Origin of the sequence: Bradyrhizobium cenepequi (assembly GCF_020329485.1) — a bacterium.
GTDB lineage: Bacteria > Pseudomonadota > Alphaproteobacteria > Rhizobiales > Xanthobacteraceae > Bradyrhizobium > Bradyrhizobium cenepequi.
The window spans coordinates 62,572-81,412 of sequence record NZ_JAGKJI010000021.1; the positions used below are offsets into that span (position 1 = coordinate 62,572).

Sequence of the window (18,841 nt, forward strand, 5' to 3'; positions counted from 1 at the left end):
GGAGGTGAGCGTCAGACAAACAGGAAGTCGCTCGCATGAAGCGAGTGCAACGCGACGTTTTCCAGTACGATCGAACTGTTGGCGTCCACGGTGATGACCGTATCGTGGCCGACCTGATGGCTGGCCATCTCCACGTCATGGAAGTTTCCGAACACGCCATTGTCGAATTCGATGCGGTCGCCGTGGCGGAAGTCACTGACGGAATCATGTCCGAAACTGCTGGCGAACACGAATGTATCGTTCCCGTTACCGCCTTCGAGCTTATCGTTGCCGGCACCGCCCGTTAGGATGTCGTTGCCGTTGCCACCGCTGAGAGCATCGTTGCCGCGGCCGCCGATCACCGTGTCGTTGCCGTTGCCGCCAAGGATCTTGTCATTGCCGTCGTTGCCATTGAGCCGATCGCTGCCGTTGCCTGCGCTCATGGTGTCGTTGCCGGTGCCGCCCGTCAGATTGTCGTTGCCATTGCGCCCGCTGAAGGTTTGGCCGCTCTCGGCCACATTGGCTACGGCAACGTGGATCGTCTGGCTGTTGCTGGCGCCGAAAGCGTCTGTTGCCGACACCACCAGGTCGTAGACGTTGTCGTGATTGGCGTCCTCGGGCGTTTCGAAATCCGGCAGGCTGAGGAAGCTGAGCGCGCCGGTGTGGGGATCAATCGAGAAGAGTTTCTGGTCGCTTCCGCCCTCGAGAGCGAACGAGAACGCGTCATGCTCGGGATCAACCGCAGCGACCGTTCCGACCGCCTTATGATTCTCCGAGACCATGAAAGAAGGCGGCGACGTCAGCGTCGGGGCGTCGTTCACGGCGCTGACGGCGACGTTCACGGTGCCCGTATCGCTCAGTTGCCCGTCGGTTGCGGTGTAGTCGAACGCGACCGGACCGTTGAAGTTGGCATTCGGCGCAAAGGTCAGCGTTGCGTCGGCGTTCAGCGTCACGGTGCCCTCGGCCAATACGACCCTGTGGTTCTGATCGAACGCCCGACCATTGATGGCAGAGATCGCCAGCGCGTCGTGGTCGGGATCGATATCATTGCCAAGGACATTGACGATGACGGGAGTATCCTCGGCCGTCGTCGCGACATCATCGGCGGCGACCGGCGCATCATTGAGCGGGATCGCGAACCGCGCCAGCAGCGGATCGTGATCGCTGGTCTGATCGGCGAATTCAGCATTGATCCGCACAACGTCGAATTGCGCGACGTCGCTCAGCGCATCGCTGACGAAGACATGGTCGAGCGTCTCGGAGTTGCCTTCGAAGACGTAGTCATACCGCTCGTTGGCTGGCAGCAGGTCCTGCAGGTCGTTGAGGATGGCGGTGCCGCCCGGCGTGTAGTCCGCCACCGCGTCGAACGGATCGGTCCCCGGAACGTCGTAGTTCGAGATCGTTGCCGTTCCTTTGAGGACCGCCATCGGCTCCTCGAACTGGAATTCGTTCAGGTCGCCCGCAACGATCACCTTGGCTTGCGCGTCGGAGCTGAGCAGATTGTCGATGAACGTGTTCACCGCCTGCGCCTGTGCGGCACGCTGGACCTCGCCAGCGTCGAATGGAGGCTGATCGCTGCCGAGCAGCGGTGCGCTGCCGCCTTTCGAGGTGAAGTGATTGTCCACGACGGTGACCGCTTCGCCATGGAAGTTGAATGTCGCAACGAGCGGCGGCCGCGAGTCGAAGAACGGATTGTCCGGGTTGGTCTGCTGATCTACATAGGAGGTGGTGACGGCGCTGCCGTCCGCGCCGATCGTCCGCAGCGAGTCGGAGGCGAAATCAACGCGATCGGTGCGATAAAGGAAGGCGGTGCGGATGTTGCCGCCCGGCTCGCCACCGTTGGTGTCGTCGCCGATGAACGGATTGTCGATATAGGCATAATGGACGCCGGCCGGCGCGGCGGCATTGAGGGCATCGACCAGCATCTGCAGCGTCGCGTCGGCGGACGTCACCCCGTCGTTCGTCGGGCCGCTACCGTCCTGCACTTCCTGCAGCGCGACGACATCCGGTGCATTCAGATTGTGGAGGATCTGGTCGGCGATGGTCGCGAAGCGCGCGGCGCCGTCGCCCGGATCGAGATTCTCGGCATTGTAGCTCGCGACCAGAAGGTGATCGGCGTCGCCGCTGAGCGTACCCGTTTCTTTCGTAAGCGTGCTCGGGGCGGTAACGCCGTAGGCCTGGGTCGCGACGACCTGGTAATTGCCGAAGTCGTAGTTGACGATGCCGGTGACGTCGCCCAGCTGCGCGCCGACATTGACGAGCGGCGACGAGAACCCCGGAAGGATGCCGTTGTCGTCGTCGATCTGCACGCGTTCGGGGTTGAAGTCTCCGCCTGACGTATTGGTATCGCCAAAATCGCTTGCGCCCGGCGTGAGCAGCAGATTGCCACGGTCGGTCTGCCCGGTGGCGAGCGTCCCGTTGGCCGGATCGGAGTCGTTGTCGACGACCGAGAAGATTTCGCCAAAACTGTTGGTCGGTCCCGTCGCCTGCGCGTCCTTCACCGTCACCAGCATGCCTTCGAGACTCTCGAAGAAATTGCTTCCGGCGATCAGGCTTTCGGTCGGCGGCACCAGCCCGCCCGGTCCGCCAATCTGCACCGGCGCGATATCAGGCCCGTCGCCAAGGTCGGTCACGTTGGTGACCGAGGAGATTTCGGTGGTCGAGAAGCTGCCCACAGCGGCGTCGGACGGCGTGAATTCCTGCACCGTGCCCGACACCCGAACCAGATGCCCGACCTCCGGCAATTCGCCGTTCGGCAGGAACACGAAGATGCCATCCGAAGTCGCAGCGTTTCCGTCCCCGTTCGGATCCTGGATGTAAAAGCCACGGCTGCCGTTGGTGTCGACGGCTGTCACGACGCCGGTCGTGCTTATGGTCTGGCCGGCTAACTGCGAAAGGTGGCCGCTGCCCTGGATGGCAAAGATCGCGGTGAGGGGCACATCGTCATTCTGGATCGAAGCCGCGGCTGAGGCCGTCGTGATCACCGAACCGGGCGAGGCGTTCGATAGCGTCACGGTGAAGGTCTCATTGGGTTCGACCGCGAGATCACCCGCTACATTGATCGTGATGGTCTTGCTGGTTTCCGTGCCGGTGAACGTAAGCTTTCCCGACGTCGCCCCGGAGAAATCCGCGCCGTCAGCCTGATTGGCGCCGCCGGGGCCGGTCACGGACCAATCGACCGTCGCATCGCCGGTCGGGTTGGTGCGCGTCACCGTGAACGTGAACGGCGTCGTGCCCGCACTGCCTTCGCCCTTGTTGGCGTCGGTTGCGGCGATCGAAAAGCTCTGCTCCGCGGCGGTCGTGAAATCCAGTTGGCCCGCGCCAATTCCTGCGAAATGATTGCCGCTCGTATCCTGGATTGCGCCGTCAGCGATCGTTACGTGGTAGACGGCGCCTGCGGCGAGGTCGGACGTCGGGTTGATCGTCACCGCGTTGCCGCTGATCGTCACCGCGCCGTCCGGATCAGGGCCGCCGCCGACGCTGATCGTGCGTGTATCTCCCGAGCCATCGCTGATCACGATATTGCCGGCGCCGAGTTGCACGCTCTCGTCGAAGGTCAAGATGATGTCGCTGGCGGTTGAGATGTTGCCTGCCTCGTCGCTCGGATTGGCCGAGACGAGGGCCGGCGGCGTCGTATCGGCGAACGGGCTGCTCGACACGTTGAGGTCGTCAATGCCGACCCATTCGTCGCTGCCGGCGGCATTGGTGGTCATGATGCGGACCTGAACCTGCGCCTGATTGTTCGCCGCTGCCGGCAACGTGACATCAATGGGCGTCACCATGCTGCTGGCCGAGGGCCCGCTGGTTGCGTCGGCAATATAGCCGCCGGGCACATTGCTCCATGCGCCGGTCTCGCCTATGCGATACTGCACGTTGAGCTGCTGGATTGAACTGTCGGCGGTTCCGTCGATGTCGCGTGCGTTAAACTGTAGATGCACATCCTGACGCCCGGTCGCGTCCAGATAAAGGATGATGTAGGGCGCGTCCGCAGTGCCGGAACCCTGAAGGGCAATGGTCGGATTCGCAATCCCGTCGAATTCCGCGACGCCGCCATTGGTGATGGTCGTATTGCTCTGGTTGGCGATGGCATCGAGGTCGTTTGCGACTGTGGAATCGAGGGCCAAGGTCCGCGGGTCAGTTCCAGTCGCGGTCGTGATGTCCTGGCCAAGGTAGCCTTCGATGCTCGGAACTCCACTCCAATCGTCATTTGTGGTGATCAGACCGGCGTTGCTCCAGTCTTGCGTGAGGGAACCGTTTGCAAGCGTGAAATATGCTTTTGACATGATTGTCACCTCCGCTGTGATTTCGTGTTGTTGTTGTCCGCACGGTCGCTAGCGATCAGCGCGGAATGCACCCCAGTGCCGCGCTGAGGCGCGTATCTAGGCAAGCGCGTGTCTCAAGCGTGTGACGTTTCGCTTGCGAAAACATGTCCTGTGGAATTCGCTTCGAGTTGCTTGACCGACACGATGCGAACAAGAACGCGCTGCTCGCGTTGCGACTTTTTGCGGCGCGCTGTCATTGCGAGCGAAGCGAAGCAATCCAATCCATTCTTTCGCCTGCGGCGCTATGGATTGCTTCGCTTCGCTCGCAACGACGATGTGATGAGTCTGGTGCGACAAGACGACCCGTCGGGCAAATCACCAAAAGTCTGTCCAGTCCTTCGCGCAGAAATAAATCGCTTAACCCGTCGGGCAAATCAGTGATTTAACTCCGCGCGTCTCACCCAGATGAGGGGCGGGTCGCGATCGTCACGAACGTTGCGGTGAGATGCGGTGGACGCGGGTGTTGCGACTGACGAGCGCGGCATCAGCGGACGGCGAAGTCGTGTGGTTCTGGCGCCCCGACGCTGGCGCTAAGTCTTGCAGAGATGATCTGTGAGGCGACGGTGGCAAGAAAGCCCGGTCACCGGGGAGAGCACGAAGTAAGCCGTAAACCACTGCGCAGGGAAAGCCGGTGTTGCTTCGGTTGACCTGTGGTCCTACCCCCGTGCTTTTTGTTGCACGGGGCCCACGGGTGCAACCGGCACCCGGCTTTCCCTGCGCCCTCTATTCAATGAGAGGGTGGAAAGTGAAGCAAGACTCGGGCGCCATGCGCCGCGAGAATGCGGACTCACATCCGTTGTTTGAATCAGACGTAGGATGGGTAGAGCGCAGCGAAACCCATCATTCGCGAGGCTCGCTCCATCGCGATGGGTTTCGCTGCGCTCTACCCATCCTACGAGCCTGCTGTTTGAAAATTGATTGAGCTCTTCCCCACGTCGTCCCGGCCTTGAGCCGGGATCCATAACCACAAGTGCTTATTGTTATGCAAAGCTGCAACCACTTGCTCACACCACAACGCACATCGGTGGTTATGGGTCCCTGCTTTCGCATGCTTTCGCAGGGACGACGAGGTGAGAGAGCGCGCCCTAAATCGGCTTGCCCGTGTACGGCATCGACGCCGTGAGGCCGCCATCGACGGGGATCGCCTGGCCGTTGACGTAGGACGCTTCGTCGTTCGCAAGGAACAGTCCCATCGCGGCGAGCTCGTGCGGCTGGCCGGCGCGCTTGAGCGGATTGAGTTGGCCGATCTTGTCGGAGGTGCCGCGCTCCTTGGCGCGATCGAACACCGGCTTGGTCATGCCGGTCTCGATCAGGCCCGGGCAGACCGCGTTGATGCGCACGCCGGTGCCGGACAGCGAATAGGCCGTGGTCTGCACCAGGCTGATGACGCCGGCCTTGCTGGCGCCGTACGGATGCCCGCTCGCGCCTGCCTTCAGGCCTGCCACCGACGCGGTGCAGATGACCGAGCCATATCCCTGCTTGGTCATGTGCGGGATCGAGTGCTTGATCGCGAGGAACGGTCCGATCAGGTTGATGCGCAGCACCTCCTGCCAGTGCTCGACCGTTTGGTCGGCGAGCGGCACCAGGCCGCCGCTGACGCCGGCGTTGGCCCAGATCGCGTCGAGCTTGCCGTATGTCGACAGCGCCTTGTCGATGAAGGCTTTCACATCGGCTTCGGAGCCCGCATCCGCCATCACGGCCTCGACGGTGCCGCCGGCATCGCGGACGAGTTTTGCGGTCTCGTTCACGCCCTCGGTGCGGTCGACCGCGATCAGCTTCGCACCTTCCTTGGTGAACAACAGGGAGGCAGCGCGCCCGATGCCGCTTCCCGCGCCGGTGATGATGACGGATTTGCCTTCGAGGCGGCCCATGTGTTTCTCCCTGGTGGTCATGCGTATCGGCGCTTGCCGCTTCGCGGAATTCAAACAAGATTTCAAACGCCAAAGTCACTTGTGACGTTATGTGCTCTGACGTAGGACACGCGCACACTATTCAAGGGGGCCTGTGATGTCCAATGTCGACAAGTCAGAGGTAGTCACGACGCGGTGGTGGTGGATACGGCACGCGCCGGTACGCAGCGATGGCGGCAATATCTATGGCCAGAAAGACATCGAATGCGACACCGGAGATCGCGAAGTGTTCGAAGCGGTCGCGAAGATCCTGCCGCGCGCTGCGGTCTGGTACGCAAGCAACCTGATGCGCACGCATCAGACCGCGGAGGCGATCTGGGCTGCCGGCTTTCCAAAGCCTGCCGGCATGACCAGGGAAGTCGCCTTCGCCGAGCAGCATCTCGGTCGGTGGCAGGGCATGAATCGCGCCGCGTTCCTTGCCAGCCGCCCGGTCGGCAGCCATTGGTTCGCCGATATCAACGAGCCCGCGCCCGATGGCGAAAGTTTCATGGATCTCTACACCCGCGTCTGCCGCGCGATCGTGCGAATCAATGTCGCAGAAGCCGGCAGGGACGTGATCGCGGTCGGTCATGGCGGCACGATCAAGGCCGCCGTCGGCCTGGCGCTCGGCGGCCAGCCGGAGAGGGGCCTTGCCTTCGACATCGACAATTGTTCGGTGACGCGGCTCGATCATGTTGCAAGCGCGGACACCAGCCTCTGGCGATTGCCGATGGTGAACCAGCAGCCCTGGATCGCGGACGCAAAGCATGCCGCGATGCATCAGCCGGCCGGACCGGAAGTCGTGCCGGAGAACAAGCTCGCCTGACGCGCAATATCAACACCTCATACTGGGAGAGAAACATGACTTTGTTCGACATGAAGGGAAAAGTGGCCGTCATCACCGGCTCGACACGCGGCATCGGCCGCGCCATTGCCGAGCGCATGGCCGAGCACGGCGCCAAGGTGGTGATCTCCTCGCGCAAGGCCGACGTCTGCGACCAGGTGGCGAAAGAGATCAACGATAAGTTCGGCAAGGGCAGTGCGGTTGCGATCGCGGCGAACATCTCGAGCAAGGAGAACCTTCAGAACCTCGTCGACGAGAGCAACCGCGCCTTCGGCAAGATCGATGTGCTGGTCTGCAATGCGGCGTCGAATCCCTATTACGGCCCGCTGGCCGGCATCTCCGACGACCAGTTCCGCAAGATCCTCGAGAACAACATCGTCGCCAACAACTGGCTGATCTCGATGGTGGTGCCGCAGATGATCGAGCGCAAGGATGGCTCGATCATCATCGTGTCCTCGATCGGCGGCCTGAAGGGCTCGACCATCCTCGGCGCCTACGCGATCTCGAAGGCCGCCGACATGCAGCTTGCGCGCAACCTTGCCTGCGAATACGGCAAGCACAATATCCGCGTGAACTGCATCGCGCCCGGCCTGATCAAGACCGACTTTGCCAAGGCGCTGTGGGACAATCCGGAGAACCTGAAAGCCTCGACCGCGCGCTCGCCGTTGCAGCGCATCGGTATCCCCGACGAGATCGCCGGCTGCGCGGTGCTAATGGGATCGAAGGCCGGCGACTTCATGACCGGCCAGACCGTGGTGATCGACGGCGGCGCGACGGTCAGTTGACGCGCATGACACACACTCAACCGTCATCGCCCGCGCAGGCGGGCGATCCAGTAACCACCGGCCTCATTCCAATAGGCGCCGGCGTTTACTGGATGCCCCGCCTTCGCGGGGCATGACCCCGTGGATGGTGCGTCAGTCCAGCGCGGCGTACACGCCGTTCCGGACCAGCGTGCGGGTGTAGTCGCGCTGGCCCGGGCCCTGTGACATGAACACCGCGAACAGGTCCTCGCTCGGATCGATCCAGAAGAAGGTGCCGGCGACGCCGCTCCAGAAGAACTGGTCGACCGAGCCTGGAAATGGCGCGATGCCGGCCTGCGTGCGCACCGCAAAGCCGAGGCCGAAGCCGTGGCCAGGCGGCACCAGCGTGCCCTGGATCTTGACGTCGGGGGCAAGGTGATCCGACGCCATCAATTGCAGCGTCTTGCGCCCGATGATCCTGTTGCCGTCGAGCGTGCCGCCACTCAGCAGCATCTGCGAGAAGCGGGCATAATCCATCGTGGTCGAGACCAGCCCGCCGCCGCCGGATTCCATTGCCGGCTTCTCCAGCATGTTGAAGAGCTGCACCTTCTCGCCGTTCCATGGATCGGTCGCGAACGCCTCGGCGAGCCGGCCGGCATTTTCCTCGCCGGTGTAGAAGCCGGTCTCGGTCATCTGCAGCGGCGCCAGGATGCGTTCGGTCAGGAAGGCGCCGAGCGTCTTGCCGCTGACGACTTCGATGATGCGGCCGAGGATGTCGGTGGAGCGGCTGTAGTTGAACTCGGCGCCGGGCTGGCAGATCAGCGGCATGCTCGCGAGCAAGGTTGCGTGCTCGGCATTTGTGATCTTGCGGCTGCGCAGCCGCGATTGCTGATAGAGCTGCTGCACCAGGCTGTTGCCGGTGTGGTCGTAAGTCAGGCCCGACGTGTGGCGGAGAAGGTCCTGGATCGTCATCTGACGGCTCGCTGGCGCCAGCTCGAGCTTGCCGTCGCGCTCGACGCCGACCTTGGTCTCGGCAAATTCCGGGATGAATTTCGCGACGGGATCGCTGAGCAGGAAATGGCCGTCCTCCAGCAGCATCATGATGCCGACCGAGACGATCGGCTTGGTCATCGAGAAGATGCGGAAGATGGTGTCATGCGCCATCGACGCGCCCTCCGGGGCCTGCCGGCCGATGGCGTCGAACCAGCCGATCTGGCCGCGGCGCGCCACCAGCACGGTGGCGCCGGGGATGGTTCCCTTGTCGACCTCGCGCTTGAAGGTGTCGGACATCCGCCGCAGCCGGACGCTGGAAAGGCCAAGCTGCTCCGGCTTGGCGGACGGCAGGGGCAGCGTCTGCGGGGCGGATGTCGGCCTGGTGGCGGTTTGCGCGGTCATGGTCTCTCCCGTCTGGTTCTTGTTGTCGCGGCGATGGGGGAAGTCTGGCCGAGAAGTGCGATCCTGAACAGGGCGTTTACCGCTTCACCCTTGCATTCGGGGCATGCCCTGTGCTTCAAACGGCGCGAACCGGCGGCGACGCTTCGGTTCCGTAGGAGTGTAGCTCAATTGGTAGAGCACCGGTCTCCAAAACCGGGGGTCGTAGGTTCGAGCCCTACCACTCCTGCCAGGGTTGCCAATATCTTGACCTTTGGCTGTTCCCGCAGTACATAGCCGCCACCTGCAGCCGGCCCGCATTTGAAAGCGGATATCCGGCGCGGCGTTGATATCCCCCGAACAATCGAGCCTGCTTCCCGGCTCATCCTTCGCGAGAGGGCTGGGCGCTCAAGGACTGTTCGGATTCCTGAAACACTTGAATCGTCTGACGACGGATGCGGACTTAAGAAGAATGGCTTTCAGCCCGTTCAAATTCCTGCAGGAAGTGCGCTCGGAGACCGCCAAGGTCACCTGGCCGACCCGTCGTGAGACGACGATCACCACGATCATGGTGTTCGTGATGGTTGCGCTGGCGTCGATCTTCTTCTTCGCCGCGGACCAGATTATCCGCTATCTCATTACCTTCATCCTGGGCATCCACTGATGACCACTCTAACGCAATCGACGGACAAGCGCTGGTACATCGTCCACGCCTACTCGAACTTCGAGAAGAAGGTGGCAGAATCGATCCGCGAACAGGCGAAGCAGCGCGGGCTGGAGGAACTGTTCGAGCAGGTGCTGGTGCCCACCGAGAAGGTCACCGAGGTGCGCCGCGGCCGCAAGATCGACGCCGAGCGCAAGTTCTTCCCCGGCTACGTGCTGGTGAAGATGAAGCTCACGGATGAAGCCTTCCACCTGATCAAGAATACCCCGAAGGTGACGGGCTTCCTGGGCGCGGAAAACAAGCCGATGCCGATCTCGGAAGCGGAGGCCATGCACATCCTGCAGCAAGTGCAGGAGGGCGTGGAACGGCCGAAGGCCACGGTGTCGTTCGAGATCGGCGAGAATGTGCGGGTGGCCGACGGGCCATTCGCCTCGTTCTCGGGCGTGGTGGAAGAAATTGACGAAGCGCGCTCACGCGTGAAGGTCGCGGTTTCAATCTTCGGCCGCGCCACCCCGGTCGAGCTGGAATTCGGTCAGGTCGAGAAGGTCTGATCTGAAGAGGACGTGGGAGGAACAGGGCGGTCGCCAGCCGCTCTTGGTCCGAACCACGGAACCTGAACCCGCCGGGCAGCGTCCGGCACAACAGGAGTGATACATGGCAAAGAAAGTGACCGGATACCTGAAGCTTCAGGTCCCGGCCGGTGCGGCGAACCCGTCGCCACCGATCGGCCCCGCGCTCGGTCAGCGCGGTCTCAACATCATGGAATTCTGCAAGGCGTTCAACGCCCAGACGCAGAAGGAAGAGAAGAACACCCCGATCCCGGTGATCATCACCATCTACGCGGATCGTTCCTTCACCTTCGAGATGAAGACGCCGCCGATGTCTTATTTCTTGAAGCAGGCGGCCAAGATCCAGTCCGGCTCGAAGGCGCCGGGCCGTGACAAGGCCGGCCAGGTGACCCAGGCGCAGGTGCGCGAGATCGCCGAAAAGAAGATGAAGGATCTCAATTGCGACACCGTCGAAGCGGCCATGAAGATGGTCGAGGGCTCCGCCCGTTCGATGGGTCTGGAAGTTGCGGGGTAAGGCGCCATGGCTATCGGAAAGCGTTTGAAGAAGGCCCGCGAAGGTATTGACCGCGAAAAGCTTTATCCGCTCGCGGACGCCATCAAGCTGGTCAAGGAACGGGCCAAGTCGAAGTTCGACGAGACCATTGAGGTCGCGATCAATCTCGGCGTCGACCCGCGTCACGCCGACCAGATGGTGCGCGGCGTGGTGACCCTGCCGAACGGCACCGGCCGCACGCTCCGCGTCGGCGTGTTCGCCCGCGGCGCCAAGGCGGAAGAGGCCAAGGCGGCGGGTGCCGACGTCATCGGCGCCGAGGATCTGGTCGAGAAGGTGCAGGCCGGCAATATCGACTTCGACCGCTGCATCGCCACCCCTGACATGATGCCGCTGGTCGGCCGCCTCGGTAAGGTGCTCGGTCCGCGCGGCATGATGCCGAACCCGAAGATCGGCACCGTGACCATGGACGTCACCAGCGCCGTGAAGGGCGCGAAGGGCGGCTCGGTCGAGTTCCGTGTCGAGAAGGCCGGCATTATTCAGGCCGGCGTCGGCAAGGCCTCGTTCTCCGAGGACAAGCTGGTCGAGAACATCAAGGCGCTCGCGGACGCCGTCGTGAAGGCCAAGCCGGCCGGCGCCAAGGGCACCTACGTCCAGCGCGTGGCGGTTTCCTCCACCATGGGCCCGGGCGTGAAAGTCGAGCCGGGCACGCTGCTCGGCTAACCGCTGGCAGGGCGTATGAATAAAGAGGGCGGGATCGGGCAGCCGATTCCGCCCTTCGCTTTACGGCGTGGCGCAGCTTGCAGGAAAGGACAACAATGCCCGATAAGGTCCTGATCTATTCGCGCTTTCCCAAAGCCCAGCTCCAGCGCTTCGGCGAGCGCTATGAATTGTTGAACGCCGCGGGCAAGCGGCCGAATGAGGTGTTCTCGGCCGAGGAACTTGCCAACATCCGGGCGCTGATCACCGCCGGTGGCAGCGGGCGGCTTGGTGCCGAGGCCATGGACATGATGCCAAGGCTCGGCGCGATCATCTGCTATGGCACCGGCTACGACGGCATCGATCTTGGCGCCGCCGCCAGCCGCAACATCGCGGTCGGCAACAGCCCCGGCGCCAATGCGGCCTCGGTGGCCGACATCGCGGTGACGCTGATGCTGGCGGCGGTCCGCCGGCTGCCGGTCGCGGACAATTATGTGCGGAGCGGCGACTGGGCGGGAGCAAAACCGTCGCCGATGATGCGGCCGCAAGCTGGCATGCGCGGCCGCAAGGTTGGCGTCTACGGCATGGGCGAGATCGGCCGCAAGATCGCCGCGCGCGTCGCGGCCTTCGAGACCGAGGTCGGCTATTTCAGCCGCAGCCGGCACGACGTGCCGTACCCGTATTTTTCGAGCCTCGAGGCGCTGGCCGATTGGTGCAGCGTCCTGATGGTTGCCGTGCGAGCGGGTCCTGACAACAACCATGCCGTCAATGCCGACGTCCTGCGCCGGCTGGGCAGCGATGGTTTCGTCGTCAACATCTCCCGTGGCTCCGTCATTGACGAGGCTGCGCTGGTGGCGGCGCTGTCGGACCAGACCATTGCCGGTGCCGGCCTCGACGTCTACGCGACCGAGCCGCATGCGCCGGACGCGCTGACCGCGCTGCCGAACGTGGTGCTGACCCCGCATATTGGCGGCCACACCCTGGAATCGCATGTGGCGATGCAAGACTGCGTGCTCGGCTATCTCGATGCATTTTTCGCCGGCAAACCGCTGCCTTATCAGGTTCGGCTCACCTGATCTGCCCGCGGCCCGAATTTTGCTCTTGGCAAGCGAGGGTCGAGCCGCTAAATAACCGCCTCCGGGCGTGCTGGCGGTCGCTGGCACGCCCGTGCTCGCATTCCGAAAACTTGGTTCGATAGGAGACTTTATCCTTCCAGGCATCCACTTGGATTGCTCGAAGGAAGGGAACCCGTCGGCCTCGTTGGAATGAGGGCAGGGGCTTCGGCTCAAGCCGTTAGCCTCGATCCTGTCCGAGACTGCAGGCGCCCGCGACAAACTTCGGTTTTTCAACGGCTTAATCGCATGGCCTGCATAGACGGGTGAAAATCGGATTTGCTTCGCGCAGTGCCTTAAGAGGCCTTACGGGAAGCAGGTTTGGTTCGAACCTCGACAGCCCGCGGCCGAAAGGCCGACGGGAGGGCAGGCTTCAAGAATGTCGTCTTGCCCGGCGTGTCCCTCGGACTTCGGTCCCGAGGCATAAGGTTTGGGTGGGACGATGGGTGCAACCCGGCGGTCTCGCGCAAGCAAAGACCGCCAACCGGAGAGAGCTTGCTGTGGAACGAGCGGCAAAGAAAGAGGCGGTCGAACAGCTCAACGAGGTCTTCAAGACCACGGGAGTCGCGATCGTTGCTCACTATTCCGGCCTCACCGTCGCCCAGATGCAGACCCTGCGCAAGCAGATGAAGCAGGCGGGTGCATCGGTGAAGGTCTCGAAGAACCGTCTCGCCAAAATTGCTCTTGAAGGCACTGACGTCGCTGCCATCGGCACCCTCCTGAAGGGGCCGACCGTGATCGCTACCTCCAACGATCCGGTTGCGGCGCCAAAGGTTGCCATCGATTTCGCCAAGGCGAACGAGAAGTTCGTCATCCTCGGCGGCTCGATGGGCAAAACCGTCCTGAATGTCGATGGCGTCAAGGCGCTTGCCTCGCTGCCGTCGCTGGACGAACTGCGCGGCAAGCTCGTCGGCCTCATCGTAGCCCCGGCGACCAAGCTCGCTCAGCTCTCCAACGCGCCCGCGGCCAAGCTCGCGCGCGTCATTCAGGCTCATGCCTCAAAGGGCGAAGCGGCCTGATGGCCTTCGCAAAACTCAAACCCTGGTTCGAACCAAACGTTTAAGGAAACAGATCAATGGCTGACTTGCAGAAAATCGTCGACGACCTCTCGAGCCTCACCGTGCTCGAAGCGGCCGAACTCGCAAAGCTCCTCGAAGAGAAGTGGGGCGTCTCCGCCGCTGCCGCCGTGGCAGTGGCTGGTCCCGCCGCCGGTGGCGCCGCCGCGGCTCCGGTCGAAGAGAAGACCGAGTTCACCGTCGTACTGGCCGGTGCCGGCGACAAGAAGATCGAGGTCATCAAGGAAGTCCGCGCCATCACCGGCCTGGGCCTGAAGGAAGCCAAGGACCTCGTCGAGGGCGCTCCGAAGCCGGTCAAGGAAGGCGTCAACAAGGAAGAAGCCGACAAGATCAAGGCCCAGCTCGAGAAGGCTGGCGCGAAGGTCGAGCTCAAGTAACCGCGAGTTACTGAGCCAAAATCCCGGGCGAGCGCCGCGGACCCGGGATCCGGCCTCGGACAGGGCGAGGCGCAGCCGCGCGCAATCCGGGGCAGGCCATGCAAAAGATGTGCGACGGGTTGTCGCGCTGCGCATGGTACACAAAAAAGTGTGGGGATTCGTGGGTTTAACCCTCGAATCTCCATGATCGCTATCCCATATCGGGCTGGCAGCGAAAAACACGGTTGGCGGCGGGGCGGCAGGTTCCCGACGCGATCCGTTGGGAGACAGGCAGATTTCGGGCTTTTTCAGTCCGTGAAGCGACAAGTTTTGACGGGCGGGTGCGTCAAGCGCCCCGCGCGTCCTTTTGCGTTTTGAAGGCCGCAAGAACGAATTGAGGATTTAGTTCCTGAATTTGGCCCTTGTTCCTTCCAGACGAATCGAAATTCAACCCGGGCGCGGCGGCAGTCGCGCTCCGGAAGGTTCGCCCCAAAAGGGCGGCGAAAATGAGAGGCCACGATGGCGCAGCAGACATTCACCGGTCGCAAACGCGTACGCAAGTTCTTCGGTCACATCAAGGAAGTCGCCGAGATGCCGAACCTCATTGAGGTTCAGAAGGCGTCCTATGATCAGTTTCTGATGGTCGACGAGCCCCATGGCGGGCGGCCGGACGAAGGTCTGCAGGCCGTGTTCCGTTCGGTGTTCCCGATTTCGGACTTCTCCGGCACCTCAATGCTGGAGTTCGTACGTTACGAGTTCGAGCCGCCGAAATATGACGTCGACGAGTGCCGCCAGCGCGGCATGACCTTCGCTGCGCCGCTCAAGGTGACGCTGCGCCTCATCGTGTTCGATATCGACGAGGAGACCGGCGCCAAGTCGGTCAAGGACATCAAGGAGCAGGACGTCTACATGGGCGACATCCCGCTCATGACCATGAACGGCACCTTCGTCGTCAACGGCACCGAGCGCGTCATCGTCTCCCAGATGCACCGTTCGCCGGGCGTGTTCTTCGACCACGACAAGGGCAAGACCCATTCTTCGGGCAAGCTCCTGTTCGCGGCGCGCGTGATTCCCTATCGCGGCTCCTGGCTCGACATCGAGTTCGACGCCAAGGACATCGTGTTCGCGCGCATCGACCGCCGCCGCAAGATCCCCGTGACCTCGCTGATGTATGCGCTCGGTCTCGACGGCGAGCAGATCCTTTCGACCTTCTACAAGAAGATCAGCTACAAGCGTACCAAGGACGGCTGGCGCGTGCCGTTCGACGCCAACCGTTTCCGCGGCTATTCCACGGTCAACGACCTGATCGATGCCGACACAGGCAAGGTCGTGCTCGATGCCGGCAAGAAGCTCACCGTCCGTCAGGCCCGCCTGCTCCAGGAGAAGGGGCTCAAGGCGCTGCGCCTGTCAGATGAGGAATTGGTCGGCAATTACCTCGCCGAGGACCTCGTCAATCCGAAGACCGGCGAGATCTACGCCGAGGCCGGCGAGGAGATCACCGACAAGCTTTTGAAGTCGCTGAACGAGCAGGGCTACAAGGAACTGCCGCTGCTTGACATCGACCACGTCAACGTCGGCGCCTACATCCGCAACACGCTGAATGCCGACAAGAACATGACGCGCGAGGACGCGCTGTTCGACATCTACCGCGTGATGCGTCCGGGCGAGCCGCCGACGCTGGATTCGGCGCAGGCCATGTTCCAGTCGCTGTTCTTCGATTCCGAACGCTACGACCTCTCCGCGGTCGGCCGCGTCAAGATGAACATGCGTCTCGAGCTCGATGCGCCCGACACCCATCGCACGCTGCGCAAGGAAGACATCCTCGCCGTCATCAAGACGCTGGTCGACCTGCGCGACGGCAAGGGCGAGATCGACGACATCGACCATCTCGGCAACCGCCGGGTGCGCTCGGTCGGCGAGCTCATGGAGAACCAGTACCGCATCGGTCTGCTCCGCATGGAACGCGCGATCAAGGAGCGCATGTCGAGCGTCGATATCGACACCGTCATGCCGCAGGACCTGATCAACGCGAAGCCTGCGGCTGCCGCCGTGCGCGAATTCTTCGGCTCCTCGCAGCTCTCGCAGTTCATGGACCAGACCAATCCGCTCTCGGAGATCACCCACAAGCGGCGCCTGTCGGCGCTCGGCCCGGGCGGTCTGACCCGCGAGCGCGCCGGCTTCGAGGTGCGCGACGTGCACCCGACGCATTATGGCCGTATCTGCCCGATCGAGACGCCGGAAGGTCCGAACATCGGCCTGATCAACTCGCTCGCGACGTTTGCGCGCGTGAACAAGTACGGCTTCGTCGAGACGCCCTACCGCAAGGTGAAGGATGGCCGCGTCACCGATGAGGTGGTGTACCTGTCGGCGATGGAGGAGGGCCGCTATCGCGTCGCGCAGGCCAACGTGTCGCTCGATCCGAAGGGCCGCTTCACCGAAGATCTCGTGGTCTGCCGTCACGCCGGCGAAGTGATGCCGGTGGCGCCCGACAAGGTCGACTACATGGACGTGTCGCCGAAGCAGCTCGTTTCGGTCGCGGCCGCGCTGATTCCATTCCTTGAGAACGACGACGCCAACCGCGCGCTGATGGGCTCGAACATGCAGCGCCAGGCGGTGCCGCTGGTTCGCGCCGAGGCGCCGTTCGTCGGCACCGGCATGGAAGGCGTGGTTGCACGCGACTCGGGTGCTGCGATCGCGGCCCGCCGCTCCGGCGTGGTCGACCAGATCGACGCCACCCGCGTCGTCATCCGCGCCACCGAGGATCTCGATCCGACCAAGTCGGGCGTCGATATCTACCGGCTGATGAAGTACCAGCGCTCCAACCAGTCGACCTGCATCAATCAGCGTCCGCTGGTGAAGGTCGGCGACAGCGTCAAGAAGGGCGACATCATCGCTGACGGTCCGTCGACCGATCTCGGCGAGCTCGCGCTCGGCCGCAACGTGCTGGTCGCGTTCATGCCGTGGAACGGCTACAACTTCGAAGACTCGATCCTGCTCTCCGAGCGGATCGTGAAGGACGACGTCTTCACCTCGATCCACATCGAGGAATTCGAGGTGATGGCCCGCGACACCAAGCTCGGTCCGGAGGAAATCACACGCGACATTCCGAACGTTTCGGAAGAGGCGCTGAAGAACCTCGACGAAGCCGGCATCGTCTATATCGGTGCGGAAGTTCGCGCCGGCGACATTCTGGTCGGCAAGATCACGCCGAAGGGCGAAAGCCCGATGACGCCGGAAGAGAAGCTGCTCCGCGCCATCTTCGGCGAAAAGGCCTCCGACGTCCGCGACACCTCGCTCCGCGTGCCCCCGGGCGTGCAGGGCACGATCGTGGAAGTCCGTGTGTTCAACCGCCACGGTGTCGACAAGGACGAGCGTGCGCTGGCGATCGAGCGGGAGGAGATCGAGCGTCTCGCGAAAGACCGCGACGACGAGCAGGCGATCCTTGACCGCAACGTCTACAACCGTCTCGCAGAGCTCCTGGAGAACCGCCAGGGCATCTCCGGTCCGAAGGGCTTCAAGAAGGACACCAAGATCACCCGCGCGGTGCTCGATGAGTATCCGAAGTCGCAGTGGTGGCTGTTCGCCTCGCCCAACGACAAGCTGATGGCCGAGATCGAGGCGATGCGTAAGCAGTACGACGAGTCGAAGAAGGGGCTCGAGCAGCGCTTCCTCGACAAGGTCGAAAAGCTGCAGCGCGGCGACGAACTGCCTCCCGGCGTGATGAAGATGGTCAAGGTCTTCGTCGCGGTGAAGCGCAAGATCCAGCCCGGCGACAAGATGGCCGGCCGCCACGGCAACAAGGGCGTGGTGTCCAAGATCGTGCCGATCGAGGACATGCCGTTCCTCGAAGACGGCACGCATGCCGATATCGTGCTGAATCCGCTCGGCGTGCCCTCGCGCATGAACGTCGGCCAGATCCTCGAGACGCATCTCGGCTGGGCCTGCGCCGGCCTCGGCAGGCGCATCGGCCAGACCATCGACGCCTATTATCAGAAGCAGGATCTCAAGCCGCTGCGCGAGACCCTGAAGAAGATCTATGGCGACGATGAAACCATCCGCTCGCTGAACGACAACGAGCTGATTGAGCTTGGCCGCAATCTGAGCCACGGCGTGCCGATCGCAACCCCGGTGTTCGACGGCGCCAAGGAGGCAGACATCGAGGAGATGCTGAAGCTTGCCGGCTTCGACGCCTCCGGCCAGTCGACCGTCTATGACGGCCGCACCGGCGATCCCTTCGATCGCAAGGTGACGGTGGGCTACATCTACATGCTGAAGCTGCACCACCTGGTGGACGACAAGATCCACGCCCGCTCGATCGGCCCGTACTCGCTGGTCACCCAGCAGCCGCTGGGCGGCAAGGCGCAGTTCGGCGGCCAGCGCTTCGGCGAAATGGAGGTGTGGGCGCTGGAAGCCTATGGCGCGGCCTACACGCTGCAGGAGATGTTGACCGTGAAGTCGGACGACGTCGCCGGCCGTACCAAGGTGTACGAGGCGATCGTGCGCGGCGACGACACGTTCGAGGCTGGTATCCCCGAGTCGTTCAACGTGCTGGTCAAGGAAATGCGCTCGCTAGGCCTCAACGTCGACCTGCACAATTCCAAGATAGGACCGGCGCCGACGTCGGAAGCGGCCGAGTAACACGACACATGATGCCCGGTTTCAAGCCGGGCATCCGCGCCTCGCAGCTATGTGCGAGCGGGGCGCTTGGTGAGCAGAGTTTCGGAATT

General features: G+C 62.9%; 13 protein-coding genes and 1 tRNA gene. 11 read left to right on the forward strand and 3 right to left on the reverse strand.

The features are described from left to right. Nucleotides 1-11: 11 nt before the first annotated feature. On the reverse strand, nt 12-4,262 hold the full coding sequence (locus J6497_RS21745) for a DUF8508 domain-containing protein (RefSeq protein ID WP_225706321.1): 4,251 nt from the start codon (nt 4,260-4,262) through the stop codon (nt 12-14). A 1,124-nt stretch (nt 4,263-5,386) separates the two neighbouring features. Then, complete coding sequence (locus J6497_RS21750) at nt 5,387-6,172, reverse strand: SDR family NAD(P)-dependent oxidoreductase (RefSeq protein ID WP_225706322.1); 786 nt, start codon at nt 6,170-6,172, stop codon at nt 5,387-5,389. Between the two features lie 136 nt (nt 6,173-6,308). Here J6497_RS21750 and J6497_RS21755 point away from each other — a divergent pair, with 136 nt between their 5' ends. Further along, nucleotides 6,309-7,016 carry a histidine phosphatase family protein gene (locus J6497_RS21755; protein WP_225706323.1) on the forward strand — a complete coding sequence of 236 codons (708 nt, stop codon included), beginning with the start codon at nt 6,309-6,311 and terminating at the stop codon, nt 7,014-7,016. Nucleotides 7,017-7,051: 35 nt separating this feature from the next. Continuing rightward, a complete protein-coding gene (locus J6497_RS21760; RefSeq protein WP_225706324.1) occupies nt 7,052-7,819 on the forward strand; it encodes an SDR family NAD(P)-dependent oxidoreductase in 768 nt (255 codons plus the stop codon). 132 nt (nt 7,820-7,951) lie between these two features. Here J6497_RS21760 and J6497_RS21765 read toward each other — a convergent pair whose 3' ends face one another. Next, complete coding sequence (locus tag J6497_RS21765; RefSeq protein WP_225706325.1) at nt 7,952-9,172, reverse strand: serine hydrolase domain-containing protein; 1,221 nt, start codon at nt 9,170-9,172, stop codon at nt 7,952-7,954. Between the two features lie 153 nt (nt 9,173-9,325). Between J6497_RS21765 and J6497_RS21770 the strand changes: the two genes are divergently transcribed. The 9 genes from J6497_RS21770 to rpoB all read left to right on the forward strand — a co-directional run bounded on the left by J6497_RS21770 (nt 9,326) and on the right by rpoB (nt 18,752). Continuing rightward, nucleotides 9,326-9,401, forward strand: a tRNA-Trp gene (locus tag J6497_RS21770). Nucleotides 9,402-9,620: 219 nt separating this feature from the next. Then, nucleotides 9,621-9,812 (forward strand): preprotein translocase subunit SecE, encoded by a 192-nt coding sequence (gene secE, locus J6497_RS21775; protein WP_225706326.1) that lies wholly within the window; start codon nt 9,621-9,623, stop codon nt 9,810-9,812. Beyond that, nucleotides 9,812-10,363: a transcription termination/antitermination protein NusG gene (nusG, locus tag J6497_RS21780; RefSeq protein WP_225706327.1), complete on the forward strand. Its 552-nt coding sequence runs from the start codon at nt 9,812-9,814 to the stop codon at nt 10,361-10,363. The genes secE and nusG overlap by 1 nt, the downstream gene beginning before the upstream one ends. Before the next feature lie 103 nt (nt 10,364-10,466). Then, nucleotides 10,467-10,895 carry a 50S ribosomal protein L11 gene (gene rplK / locus J6497_RS21785; protein WP_225706328.1) on the forward strand — a complete coding sequence of 143 codons (429 nt, stop codon included), beginning with the start codon at nt 10,467-10,469 and terminating at the stop codon, nt 10,893-10,895. Between the two features lie 6 nt (nt 10,896-10,901). Then, nucleotides 10,902-11,594: a 50S ribosomal protein L1 gene (gene rplA, locus J6497_RS21790; protein ID WP_225706329.1), complete on the forward strand. Its 693-nt coding sequence runs from the start codon at nt 10,902-10,904 to the stop codon at nt 11,592-11,594. Between the two features lie 95 nt (nt 11,595-11,689). Beyond that, nucleotides 11,690-12,646 carry a 2-hydroxyacid dehydrogenase gene (locus J6497_RS21795; protein WP_225706330.1) on the forward strand — a complete coding sequence of 319 codons (957 nt, stop codon included), beginning with the start codon at nt 11,690-11,692 and terminating at the stop codon, nt 12,644-12,646. Nucleotides 12,647-13,182: 536 nt separating this feature from the next. Further along, complete coding sequence (gene rplJ, locus J6497_RS21800) at nt 13,183-13,701, forward strand: 50S ribosomal protein L10 (protein WP_225706331.1); 519 nt, start codon at nt 13,183-13,185, stop codon at nt 13,699-13,701. A gap of 56 nt (nt 13,702-13,757) precedes the next feature. After that, a complete protein-coding gene (rplL, locus tag J6497_RS21805; RefSeq protein ID WP_225706332.1) occupies nt 13,758-14,135 on the forward strand; it encodes a 50S ribosomal protein L7/L12 in 378 nt (125 codons plus the stop codon). A gap of 498 nt (nt 14,136-14,633) precedes the next feature. After that, nucleotides 14,634-18,752 carry a DNA-directed RNA polymerase subunit beta gene (gene rpoB / locus J6497_RS21810; protein WP_225706333.1) on the forward strand — a complete coding sequence of 1,373 codons (4,119 nt, stop codon included), beginning with the start codon at nt 14,634-14,636 and terminating at the stop codon, nt 18,750-18,752. Nucleotides 18,753-18,841: the final 89 nt, after the last annotated feature.